The 12,776-nt window shown below is 43.9% G+C and carries 12 protein-coding genes; 1 reads left to right on the forward strand and 11 read right to left on the reverse strand.

All coding sequences use genetic code 11. The features are described 5' to 3' along the window. Nucleotides 1-272: 272 nt before the first annotated feature. From typA to moaC, 6 genes are all read right to left on the reverse strand, one after another. Nucleotides 273-2,084 (reverse strand): translational GTPase TypA, encoded by a 1,812-nt coding sequence (typA, locus tag VEHSUH05_RS09015; RefSeq protein WP_038115887.1) that lies wholly within the window; start codon nt 2,082-2,084, stop codon nt 273-275. A gap of 199 nt (nt 2,085-2,283) precedes the next feature. Then, on the reverse strand, nt 2,284-3,231 hold the full coding sequence (locus VEHSUH05_RS09020) for an epoxyqueuosine reductase (protein WP_105091370.1): 948 nt from the start codon (nt 3,229-3,231) through the stop codon (nt 2,284-2,286). A 167-nt stretch (nt 3,232-3,398) separates the two neighbouring features. Then, a complete protein-coding gene (murB, locus tag VEHSUH05_RS09025; RefSeq protein WP_425445600.1) occupies nt 3,399-4,328 on the reverse strand; it encodes a UDP-N-acetylmuramate dehydrogenase in 930 nt (309 codons plus the stop codon). Further along, a complete protein-coding gene (locus VEHSUH05_RS09030; protein ID WP_038115899.1) occupies nt 4,303-4,665 on the reverse strand; it encodes a YlbF/YmcA family competence regulator in 363 nt (120 codons plus the stop codon). Before VEHSUH05_RS09030 ends, murB begins: the two co-directional genes overlap by 26 nt. 35 nt (nt 4,666-4,700) lie before the next feature. Continuing rightward, nucleotides 4,701-5,186 (reverse strand): tRNA (uridine(34)/cytosine(34)/5-carboxymethylaminomethyluridine(34)-2'-O)-methyltransferase TrmL, encoded by a 486-nt coding sequence (gene trmL / locus VEHSUH05_RS09035; RefSeq protein ID WP_105091372.1) that lies wholly within the window; start codon nt 5,184-5,186, stop codon nt 4,701-4,703. A gap of 95 nt (nt 5,187-5,281) precedes the next feature. Continuing rightward, nucleotides 5,282-5,782 (reverse strand): cyclic pyranopterin monophosphate synthase MoaC, encoded by a 501-nt coding sequence (moaC, locus tag VEHSUH05_RS09040; protein WP_105091373.1) that lies wholly within the window; start codon nt 5,780-5,782, stop codon nt 5,282-5,284. Nucleotides 5,783-5,890: 108 nt separating this feature from the next. Here moaC and VEHSUH05_RS09045 point away from each other — a divergent pair, with 108 nt between their 5' ends. Continuing rightward, nucleotides 5,891-6,568: a metal-dependent hydrolase gene (locus tag VEHSUH05_RS09045; protein ID WP_054674574.1), complete on the forward strand. Its 678-nt coding sequence runs from the start codon at nt 5,891-5,893 to the stop codon at nt 6,566-6,568. Nucleotides 6,569-6,767: 199 nt separating this feature from the next. On the opposite strand, the gene VEHSUH05_RS09050 is transcribed toward VEHSUH05_RS09045, so the two are convergent. The 5 genes from VEHSUH05_RS09050 to VEHSUH05_RS09070 all read right to left on the reverse strand — a co-directional run bounded on the left by VEHSUH05_RS09050 (nt 6,768) and on the right by VEHSUH05_RS09070 (nt 12,775). Then, nucleotides 6,768-8,411: a vWA domain-containing protein gene (locus tag VEHSUH05_RS09050; protein ID WP_054674572.1), complete on the reverse strand. Its 1,644-nt coding sequence runs from the start codon at nt 8,409-8,411 to the stop codon at nt 6,768-6,770. A gap of 132 nt (nt 8,412-8,543) precedes the next feature. Continuing rightward, nucleotides 8,544-9,644 (reverse strand): AAA family ATPase, encoded by a 1,101-nt coding sequence (locus tag VEHSUH05_RS09055; RefSeq protein WP_038115913.1) that lies wholly within the window; start codon nt 9,642-9,644, stop codon nt 8,544-8,546. A gap of 110 nt (nt 9,645-9,754) precedes the next feature. Further along, a complete protein-coding gene (locus tag VEHSUH05_RS09060) occupies nt 9,755-10,561 on the reverse strand; it encodes a hypothetical protein (RefSeq protein ID WP_054674570.1) in 807 nt (268 codons plus the stop codon). A gap of 112 nt (nt 10,562-10,673) precedes the next feature. Continuing rightward, nucleotides 10,674-11,324: a potassium channel family protein gene (locus VEHSUH05_RS09065; RefSeq protein ID WP_038115915.1), complete on the reverse strand. Its 651-nt coding sequence runs from the start codon at nt 11,322-11,324 to the stop codon at nt 10,674-10,676. Nucleotides 11,325-11,413: 89 nt separating this feature from the next. After that, on the reverse strand, nt 11,414-12,775 hold the full coding sequence (locus VEHSUH05_RS09070; RefSeq protein ID WP_105091374.1) for a TrkH family potassium uptake protein: 1,362 nt from the start codon (nt 12,773-12,775) through the stop codon (nt 11,414-11,416). Nucleotide 12,776: the final 1 nt, after the last annotated feature.

The raw sequence follows: 12,776 nt of genomic DNA on the forward strand, positions 1-12,776 counted from the left end.
ACTAAAAATAATTTTCAATAAATATATTATCATTATACAGATTTATTTATTAAAATTTCATGAAATTTTAATAACTTTCATAGACATATGACTATTAGCTATAATCATGCAGAATTATATATGAAAGTAATACTCAATTAGATAATTTGCATTGCTCTTTCTTCTGAAACTCAGCATATCTAAGCCGGACATAAAACAGCGGATAGTCGATACATACCGACTATCCGCTGTATAGATTCAGGAAAACTCATATTTCCATGAATTTCAATCAATTATTTTTTGTTTTTTGCAGCCTTCGCACGAGCATTGCGGTCAAGAATCATCTTGCGCATACGAATGCTTTCAGGTGTTACCTCAACGAGTTCATCATCGTTGATCCACTCAAGAGCCTGCTCCAAGGAGAAGATACGAGGCGGCGTCAAGCGTACCGCTTCATCAGAGGAACTGGAACGCATGTTTGTAACGTGTTTTTTCTTACATGGGTTAACATCCATATCAAGTTCACGAGTGTTTTCACCGATAACTTGTCCTGCATACACGTCTTGGTTAGGACCCACGAACAATGTGCCGCGGTCTTGAACCGAGTTCAAACCATATGGAGTAGTTTCACCATTTTCAAATGCCACCAAAGCGCCACGTGTACGGGAAGGAATTTCACCTTTGTATGGTGCATAGCCATGGAATACATGGTTCATGATACCATTACCCTTTGTAGCTGTTAAGAATTGAGCACGGAAACCGATCAGACCACGAGCTGGAACTACGAATTCCATACGAAGATAACCGGCCAATTCAACCATGTTAGTCAATTCAGCTTTACGTTGACCGAGGTTTTCCATTACAGTACCCATAAATTCCTGAGGTACATCGATGGTCAACGCTTCGAGCGGTTCACACAATTGATCGTTGATGGTTCTGAAGATTACGCGAGGTTTCCCCACTTGTAATTCGTAGCCTTCACGACGCATGGTTTCAATCAATACAGCCAAATGCAATTCACCACGGCCGGATACTTTGAATGCATCTGCAGAATCAGTTTCTTCCACCTTCATGGATACGTTAGTTTCTACTTCGCGGAACAACCGATCACGCAAGTGACGGGATGTAACGAATTCACCTTCACGACCTGCAAATGGAGAGTTATTTACGGAGAATACCATGGACAATGTCGGTTCGTCGATGGAAATGGATGGCAATGCTTCAGGATTTTCAGCATCCGCTACCGTCTCGCCGATATTGATATCATCGATACCGGCAAAGGCGATGATATCCCCCATTTCAGCTTCGTCAGTTTCAACGCGGTTCAAACCATTGTATGTATATACACGGCCGATTTTCGCTTTACGAGTGCTTTCACCGTTCATGATAGCAACCTGTTGATTAGTTTTCATTTTACCGCGTACGATACGACCTACGGCGATTTTACCGATGAAGTTATCGTAATCAAGTGTAGTTACCATAAATTGAAGAGGACCTTCCATATCACCTTGTGGCGCAGGAATTTCGTCGATCAACGTTTTAAACAACGGTTCCATGTTTACGGCTTCGTCATCCCAGTTGGTTTTGGAAACACCGGAACGAGCGGATGCGTAAACCACAGGGAAATCGAGTTGGTCATCGTCAGCTTCGAGTTCCATAAATAATTCAAGAACTTCGTCCTCAACCTCTTTAACGCGTTGGTCAGGACGGTCGATTTTATTGATAACCACGATCGGTTTCAATTTCTGTTCTAAGGCTTTACGCAAAACATATTTAGTTTGAGGCATTGGACCTTCGTAAGCATCTACGAGAAGCAATACGCCGTCAACCATATTAAGTACGCGTTCCACTTCACCGCCGAAGTCAGCATGGCCCGGGGTATCAACGATGTTGATTTTGATACCGTCATGCATAACGGCCGTATTTTTGGACAAAATGGTAATACCGCGTTCACGTTCCAAGTCGTTGGAATCCATTACGCGTTCTGCTACCTTTTCATTCTCCCGGAACACATGGCTCTGTTTTAATAATGCGTCCACCAAGGTCGTTTTACCATGGTCAACGTGGGCGATAATCGCTACATTTCGAAGATTTTCGCGAATCATAAGATCCTCCCTTTAATTCCTTCAGTATATTCTATATCACATAGCCTCTATGAAAGTAGCCATGTAGGTATATTCCCAAAAATTGGCAACAGTTAATTATAACTCACTATATCTATGAAAGTCAAAGAAGCTCGTTCGTTGTAGCCATCACAATTTCTACATTTGATTATACATTTAAATCATCGTATAACGACAGACATTATGTATCCTGCATAGCTCGCTTCGCGGATTTACGTAATAACGGTATTTGCTCATCCGTTAAATGAAAGCAGCATTTTGGAATCACCTTTTTGATAAGTTCCTCATCGGATGCTTTCAGAATATATTCCGGTTGTAGCAACGGCTCTAATTCATCAAGTCCGGGATAATCCACACCTATACTCCATTCATGATCTGCATTAAAAGGGCACGCATCCTGGCAGTTATCACAGCCTAATATCCACGCCTCCAGCATATCATCTGTGACACCATCCGGTAACTTACCATCACCGAATGTATTTATAAAAGATACACATGTTAACGGATTCATAGTAAACGGCGCAGATAGGGATTTTATCTTACACCCTTGCTGACATAAATCACAAGAATCCGGACACGGAGGTATCCCTAACTGCCGAATATACTCACAGGGCTCATCAATTAAATAGGCTACCAGTTCATAGCTAGAGCCTTTAGGTCCATAAAAGAAATTATTTTTCCGATAAATGCCTAAACCTGCTGCTACCGAAGCGGGCCGCAAAGGAATAATTCCGGCAGGTTTTGCCGTTTCGCCGCCAATATATCGTATACCATTTTCACCAAGCCAGGTTTCAAAAGATCGCCGTCGTTTAAACTCATCACTGCGAGGAATATTTGATAAAGATAACAACAACCCTTTTGCATATCGTTTTCGAAGAGATACAGGAAACTTATAATTTCCGTAATACTCCGTGCAAACTACGATGGATTGAGCCCACGGATACTTTTCTTTTAGCTCTAAAAATGATTTAGTATGAGCATATATATCCTCACTTTCCGGAACCGCCTCAAGTCGTTGCGCCAGACGGTCCTTATATGAATCCAATGCATCAATGGATATAATACCACAATCATCAAAGCCGCATTCCAACGCTTTGTCATGAATCTGTTTTGCTGTTAAGGTCGTCATATCCTCGCCTCCTACTGAACTGAGTATCCATTTACAAACAATTATGGTCATAGATATCAATAATTATAATCATAGATACTATTGAAAAAAAGACTTCCTACGAGTCTCCTATCAAAACCATTGCAAAGATATAAAAACTCATAAGAAATCTTTTTATTATTATTTAATTAGTCTTCCCCAATCATGCGCACTTCCGGCTCAAGATGTACACCATGTTCATCGTATACACGGCGCTGTACCTCCTGAATCAGATTAAGTACGTCCTTGGCGGTAGCTCTCCCCGTATTGATAACAAAGCCGGCATGCTTATGCGACACCTGCGCATCACCGACGGATAGTCCTTTTAACCCCGTCTGTTCAATCAGGGTTCCCGCAAAATATCCGGGAGGGCGCTTAAATGTGGATCCGGCACTGGCAAACTCTAGCGGTTGTTTTGATTCGCGCTTTGCAGTCAATTCATCCATACGTGCCTTGATAGCAGCCTTATCACCATATTCCAAGGTCATAACCACTTCACCGATCACTTCATGATTATCGTGAAAAATGCTATGACGATAAGCAAAATCCAAATGAGAAGCATCATATTCCTTGATATGACCTTCAAAGTCCACGGCCCGTACCATCGTCACGACATTACTCATTTCACCGTCGTAGGCTCCGGCATTCATAAAGACGGCCCCGCCCAATGTTCCCGGAATCCCGATGGCAAATTCAAGGCCTGTCAAACTGTTTTTCCAGGCGAACTCGGATGCATCTTTCAGCATAAAACCAGAGCCGATGCACAATATATTATCATTACAGTCCATGATTTGCATCATCTGACGCACGGATACAACGGCACCACGGATGCCACCATCTTTCACCAGAATATTGGAACCGCAGCCGATAACGGTAACAGGAACCCGCTGTTCATGAATCGTACGCAGTACGAAACTCAACTCCGCCATCGACGTAGGTTCGATAAAGAGATCGGCAGGCCCACCGATTTTAAAGGTCGTATGCTCACATAATAATTCCCGTTCACGCACACGTGTGCCAGGAAGTCTCTCTAATAATGCAGCCTGTAATGACTTAATGTTGCTGTTGTTGCCCATGATCTAAAACCTTCATCCCCTCAGTGATTGGCTCGCTAATGATTTTATAGATATCGTTGGATACTTGACTCCAACGGACATGAGCTTGCAGATAAGCCTGTGCCGCTGTATTCGCTTGAATCTGCGGCATCAGTTCTTCCTGCTTTTTCAATAATTCCGCTTCTTCCGGTGCACCGGAGATTTTCGCATATTCCCACTGCATTTGCTGGGCCATGAAAGTTCTCACCAGCGCAGCCGCAGTCGCATCAGCCTGCACCGCCTCCTGCGCTTTCATCAACTCTTTGTACTCTTCGGATTCACGCATAGCATGCGCTAAATCATGAGCTTTATCGTAATTCATACTTACCTCCTAAAACAACACTATATAACTGCCATTCATTTAGATTGAATCCAGTTGCCTTTCGCCTTCAAATCGGGATAGTCCAACTGCCGCATGGCCTCATATGCGATAACGGCCACCGCATTGGATAAATTCAAGGATCGCGCCTCTTCAACCATAGGAACGCGAATACAGGATTCATCCTTTCCCGCCAATAATGATTCAGGTAAACCTCGCGTCTCCGGACCGAAAACGAGCATGTCCCCTATTTCATACTTCACCTCGGAATGGGTATGTTTCGCCTTCGTCGTCGCATAGAAAAACCTGCGATCAGGGTATTTATCATAAAGTTCTTGAATATTTTCATGCACCTGTATATCCACCAGATGCCAGTAGTCGAGTCCGGCCCGCTTTACATGCTTATCATCGATGGAAAAGCCTAACGGCTTGATAAGATGCAAAGTCATATGATTCGCCGCACATAAGCGTGCAATATTTCCTGTATTACCGGGAATTTCCGGTTCATATAACACAATTTCCACTATATGCCTCTTATATTATTACTTAGATGAAGAAAAAGTCTCCTCTAACATATAATTATACCATTATATGTAAACTACAGATTAAAAATTTAGATTTACCGTACAAAATGCCCGCTTTTACCGCCCTCTTTTTCAACGAGGTATGTAGGACCCATAATCATGCCCTTATCGATGGCTTTACACATATCATATACGGTTAACAATCCCACCTGAACGGCTGTGAGCGCCTCCATTTCAACACCTGTTTTCCCTGTCGTTTTTACGATAGCACGAACCTTGACGGCACGATTATGCGTCGCCTCCGTACAGGCCGGGCTTTCACCATCAACTAAAGTGCAATGCACCTCGACCTTTGTCAAACTCAAAGGATGGCAAAGCGGTATGAGCTGACTCGTCTGTTTCGCCCCCATGATAGCGGCCAACTGGGCCACACTCAACACGTCCCCCTTTTTCATTGTCCGCGCTGCGATGCGATCGTAAATTGTATCATTAACAGCTATAAATCCCTCCGCAATAGCGGTACGCGATGTCACGTCCTTATCGGACACATCCACCATCCACGCATTACCTTGTTCATCAAAATGTGTCAAATCCATGTGTATATTTCCAATCTGAATGTATAAATTCACTATCTATAGTTTTATTTTCATATATTATATTATACAATAGAATTAAGAATTATATATATGGAAGGAAGTGTTCCCATGAAAACAAAATTAACCTATTTCGGTCACGCTTGCTTTATGCTTACCCGTGATAATGTATCCATGATTTTTGATCCGTTCTTAACGGGTAATACATGGAATATTGCAAAGAAAGAAGATATTAAATGTCAATATATCTTTGTCAGCCACGGACATGACGATCACTACGGCGATACAGATTATATCGCCAAGGCTAACGATGCCCTCGTTATTTCCACAGCCGAAGTAGCCGGCAGAGCGGCTGAAGCCGGATGCCGCACGCATGCCATGCATTTGGGCGGTAAATTCGACTTTGAATTCGGGTCCGTTCGTTTAGTTCCCGCCTTTCACGGTGCCGGTGTTCCGGGCGGTCACGCCGCCGGTTGCCTTATAGATTTCTATGGCGATATCATCTACTTTGCAGGTGATACGGCGCTCTTCAGCGATATGAAACTGTTAAACCGCTTCGGTGATATTGACTATGCACTCTTGCCTATCGGCGATAATTATACAATGGGCGTTGAGGACGCAGCACTTGCCGCTTCCTATGTGAAAGCGCGCATTTCCATTCCGATTCACTATAAAACATGGCCAGTTATCGATCGCGAGCCCGGTGTATTTACGAGCCTCGTAGAAGGTAAATACAACCAGACCGGCCTCATTATCGATCCCGGTTCTTCCATTGAACTGAATAGTTAATCAAATTTCACAAACAACTGCATTTATAAAAACGACAAAAGGCTGTCACAGCATACGACAACATTCCTCAAACAAGGGGAATACGGTCTCTTACGCTGTGACAGCCTTTATTATTTCTGCAAACGTCGGCATGCAGTTCCAAATATGGGACTGAATGTATACTTTGTATTTCCTAGTAAATCTATAATCCTAGACCAGCTTATATTTCCTGATTCGCCATGGAGAATCCTCCGCGATTACTCATGCGCACAAATTCATCAATGTCCTGCCGTTCATCGACACCCACATAGCCTAATTCACGAACGAGCCCATGAGGATTATGCAAGGAAAGCTTCGGCTGTTCTCCCGTGAGAACCCATAGAACTTTGTACTCTTTCGGCACATCCCGCAAACGCTCCTCGCCCTTGCCGTCCGTAAAATAAACCAGTAAATCTACGCAATGTTGATTGGCCAACGAAAATACAGGACTGAACGCCGTAGCACCGCGCACATCTAGACGCGGTTTTACATCCCGTACGGACTCCATCGTATATATGCGGCGCACCTCATTATCGCATTCCACAACCGTAATGCGATGGTTATAGGCATGTACGATCTGCAATACCTGCTCCAGTGCATTCGTAAATTCATCATCGGTAATACTGCCGCTCATATCAAGAGCCACCCACACATTCGCCTTATGCTCGCGCAATGTGCCCGATAATTCAAGGCGCTCCGGCTGACGGCGATTGCGGCGCATCGTCGTCTTCTTATATCCGCTTGAAACCTTGCCCATCAGTTTTTTAAGATAAAAGTACCACGGCAATGTACGACGAGTTTTCTGAAAGGTATCGATGAGACTTTTCACATACCCTTCCATGTCACCTTTAGAGGCTTCATTAATATAGCGCTCTGTGATCTGATCCATCGTATCCGTATCGATAGAATCCGACTCATCCCAAATATTATGACTTGTTTCAGGATTAAATTCCATCGCTACCGCCGTATCCGCATCATCAATCGGCACAAATAGGTCCGGCTTTTCCGTCATCACCTTATCAATGGCCTTTGCATAGTATTCAATGGTACGGAATCGCTTAAGTAACAAACCGAACCGCTCATTCACATTCGCTACCGTCACCGCATCTCGGTCCACATGCTCCAAATAATCGTTCACCACCATATCCATAGCCATGTGTACCGCAGTTTTATTAAAACTTTGGCTCAACTGTTTCACACGCACCAAATGGACGGAAATAATATGGAGCACCTCGCGTTTGATGCCGTCTTTCATGACGTCCGGCGGCTGTCTGAGCAAGATAAACGGATTCACATACAGCACATAGCCGCCCTGTTTCAAATTTATGCCGAACGCACTGGTCATATCAAATCTGATACGATGTGCCATCTGCAGGTAAAAGTATTCGAAAAATTGGTCTTCTTCCAAAAGCAGACTGTTCACGTCATGCAAAATCGCCCACAACCGCTGCTCATACGAAGTATTCATAACAGCCTGTTGCATGACCGACAAATCAGTTCCTTCTAACGGCATATCCTCTAATGCGCGACCGATAGTGCCGATATGACTGTCTGACATATTGTGATTCATCAAATCAGCGGCGATACGCTCCGGTTCAAGGCTGTGATGTTGAGCTTCATAGCTATCCACATAGTCCTCATAGGCCGCATAAATCTGCGTATATAAAGCCTCCGCCTCACGATGGATTCGTTCCCGTTTGGCATACCATCTATCTAGTGACTCGGCCGCATCCGCATCATAATCACCGGTCTTTTCCCAGCCGTCGATATGCGTCAACAGATCCGAGGCATCACGGATGTCATCCTTATCCAAATTACGTTGCATCGATTCCACCTCCTTCAAGTTAATAACGATAAAACATAACATTCACCTGAATCACAACACAACTAAATCTCACATAGCCGTATAGTTATCAATCTAAGGGCATATAAATTTAAAATGACACATTTTTAACAGCTATTTCTGCGCCTCAAAAAATGTATCCACAAACAGTTCATCTTCGATAGCATAGGCATAAACGCGTTCGTACATATTACGCAGATCCTTCATAACCGCAATGCGTAAATCACCGGGATAGAGTGTTAAAAATTCTACAAAGTGATGTACCTCTTCCGCATTGCTGTTACCGTTCAGGCGATGAAGCATATTCTTTGCCGCCACGTAAAGACGAGTAGGGCTTTCACCTTGAACCTGTTCAGCCATAGACATGATGGCCCCCGGTTTTTGAACGGCTGCGAGCACATCGTCAAAGGTAATCAACGGTTCCTGATCGGACTCGATAAAGTTTATAAACGCCTCGGCAATCAGTTTTCCCACATTGCCGCGTATGACATTCAAAAACACGTCGCGACTGTAACTGTTGTCCTCTTGATTCTTATAAATACTGTATAGGCCGGATACCCGCTCAAAGGAACGCGGCGTCGCATCGATATCATCCTCATGCCGCTGATTCAAGTATTCCGGATACGATGAAATAAACTCGATTACCTTGCTTTCAATACCGGCACCGATAGCCCAGTCAATCCACTGCATGTAATCCGCATGCATATACAGCCAGACAAAACGGTTCTGTTGCGCCGGATCCATATCGATAGTTTGATAGTCAAAGGAATCCTCCGGATTCATGGCCGCCACAATTCGCACGTTGTCACTCAAAGAAAACCCGTTGATTTCACGATTCAGAATGAGATTCATCAACTCCTGCTGTACCGCATGTTCAGCGCGATTGATTTCATCGATGAACAGCAATACATGCCGTCCCTTGTCGACCGCCTGCGCCACATGTTCCAGCGTATGATGAACCGCATATACAGTGGTCTTCACTTGGTGTACGGTGCCATGTCCGTCCGTATGCGACACGGTTTCCACGGTCGGTAAGCCGCCGATTTCCCCTTCTTTCAAAAGATTACCGTCAATCGTCACCAGTTCCCAATCGTGAAGCGTCGCCACGCGCGCCGCTAATGATGTTTTACCGATACCCGTTTCACCGACGAGCAAAGGTACCTGATTCGCGGCCAGCACCAATTCAACACTGGCCATTGTATCTGTAAAATTCATTATAACTCCTTTAATGCCTTATATTTCAAGAAACAGGGCTTTCATAATGTATCAACCTTTTTGTAAAAGTCATATTCCTCACCCTATCAATACGAAATGCCCTTGCAGCATCAATATATTAAATATTCATCTACCGCGATTTTCTTTACATCTCTTGTTCCATACGTATCGATTAGCGCCAATACATCGATTGGCCATTTTGATTGACGTCCGCCGATAGAGGTATTGTTAATAAGCTCACGAATATATACTTCGTTTACGTTCTCACCGGACAATGTATCTATAATACTCCACCGTATATCCTCCACCGAAATTCCCAATGTATTCGGAATATAGCCTAAAACCCGTGCAGAAACAGAAAAAAGATGTAACGCCATTTCCTTCGTCAGACTACCGATCTGTCTCATTGCTTGCGGATCTTGTAATACGGCGGTCTCCAATACGATCATCGAAGGCTCCGGAATATAGCGAAGCGCTAAATAATTTTCCCGTACAGCTGCCAGTTGCACCGCTTCCGTAGGATGTTTAATATATTGCAACGCATCAAAGTTTTTTCGCACCGCGGTAAGTTGCAATGCTTCCGACGGATTCTCGATGTATCGAATAGCCCAGCCCGACTGTTCAAGTGCCTTCTCAATTAATGCATCGGACGGATTCTCTATAAACTCCAATACGGCCCAATCCTTTTCAATCAATCGCATCAACAAGGCTTCATCCGGATCCTCCACAAACTGAATCGCTCGAGGCGATACTTCAAGGGCTTTTTCAATAACCGATTGCGTAGGTTGTTTAATATATTGTAACAACATGCCGTTTTGCGAAACGCAGACGAGCTGCATTCCCTCCGTAGGATTTGGAATATTCCGTATGCCATGCGGATTATTAGCCAATGCCGTTATGTATTGTTCCTCTGTCATAATACCCTTCACTTCTATATAAAAAGGCCATACGAATACGTATGACCTATACTGAATTCCATTCTATTATATCATCTTTTTTCGATATAGTTATATATCTTTTACATACTTGCTACATCGTTAATGCATCCAAATCGGAATTATTCCCGATAACCAATAGTTTATCCTCTTGTGAAAGTATGGTTACAGGGTCCGGCGGAACCTCCAGTTCCGAGCCGCGCCGAATACCGATGGCATTCAGATTATATTGCTCACGCAACCTGGAGTCCTTTAAACAGGACCCTACCATAAACGCCGGCATATCCACCTCGATAAGACCGATACTTTCAGATAACTGTAAATAATCCATCACATGATCGCGCGTCAAGGACTGTGCCAAACGTAACGCTACGTCATATTCAGGATAAATTACCATATCTACGCCCATTTTTTTGAGCATCTTGCCTTGCAAGCTGTTTTCCGCCTTCGCCACCACATAGGGCATATTCATTTCTTTTAACAGCATGGATGTCATCAAATTCGCCTGCACATTGTCGCCGATAGCGACGATAACCAGATCGAATTGGCTAAGTGCCAATGACTTGATCGCCGTTTCGTCAGTGGTATCCGCTACGATGGCATGTGTCACATAAGGAGATATTTTCTGCACAATATCCGGATCGATATCAACACCGAGCACTTCATGTTTCATGGATGCCAGCATTTTAGCAATGGTCGTACCGAATTGACCGAGACCAATTACAGCTATAGTTTTATGTTTCATACAAACACCTCTCATTACCTCATGGAACTCAATACGCTAATACTCAATACTCAAAATAAAAATATCGAAAGGTTCATGCGAAATAACAGTTAGAGCAGCACATTCTCCTCCGCATATCCGATAGGTTTCATAGGCGCAGTTTTTAAGGCCCATGTACCGATAACCGTCATAACACCGACGCGCCCCGTAAGCATGACGAGCATCAGCACCCATTTGCTGCTATCCGATAAGTCCGGGGTAATCCCCGTCGTGAGCCCGACCGTACCGAATGCGGACATAACTTCAAACAGAATCCGTATAAAGTCATACGGTTCATCCCATGCAAGATAACAGGTCGCCAATAGCACTATCAGTAACGATAAGAAAATGATACCGTTCGCTTTCATTACGGTAACTATGGATAAGCGACGTTCAAAGACCTCCACATCAGGTCTGTTATTAAACAGTGTACGAGCAGACAAAAATGCAACAGCTACGGTGCTTATTTTGACACCGCCGCCCGTCGAGTTCGGTCCGGCCCCTATAAACATGAGAATAATCGACACGAACAATGTAATAGGATGTAATGAACTATAATCAACCGTCGCAATCCCCGCCGTACGCGGCGTAACGGATTGGAAAAGCGAAGCCATGACCTTTTCCCATACCGGTAAAGGCCCCAAAGTCTTTGGATTTCCCCACTCGACTCCTAAAATGATGATGGCACCGATTGCAATGAGAGTTACCGTTCCTATCAGCATGATTTTCGTATGCAGTTTAAGATTTGTAAACCGTCTTGCACCGCGATTCGCCCATATATCAAAGGTCGCTAAATATCCGAAGCCGCCAACAATGATAAGAACCATCGTATTAATATTAAACAGCACATCCCCTACCATAGCATAGGGCAGATTATTATCGAAAAATACAAAGCCCGCATTACAGAAGGTCGAAACAGCCTGCATAAACCCGGTATATAGAGCTTCAGAGCCGATATAGGGGTATAGTTGAATCGTATAAATGATGCCGCCTATAATCTCCATAACTATGGTATACAGTGTTATCAGTTTTGTGATATGTAAGAGTCCGCTCATCCCCTCCTGGCCTACATCCTCCGACAAGAGAACTCGATTTCTGAGACCGATGCGCCGCCCTAACAGTAATGCAATAATCGTCGTAAACGATACGATACCGAGTCCGCCCAACTGAATGAGAAGGACCATGATTATTTTTCCCAAAAGAGACCAATGGTAATAGGTATCCACAGTCGCAAGCCCCGTAACGGACACACAGGATACCGCCGTAAAAGCCGCATCCACGAGATTCGTACCGTAACCATCGGCACTCGACATGGGCAGCATCAACAGTAATGTACCTAACGCCATGACACTGAAAAAACTGAGTGCCAATAATCGATAAGGGTTATCTTGAATATATTTTTGTACAGGATGATGTGAAATATCGTGCCACATA

Origin of the sequence: Veillonella denticariosi JCM 15641 (genome assembly GCF_002959855.1) — a bacterium.
Lineage (GTDB): Bacteria > Bacillota > Negativicutes > Veillonellales > Veillonellaceae > Veillonella > Veillonella denticariosi.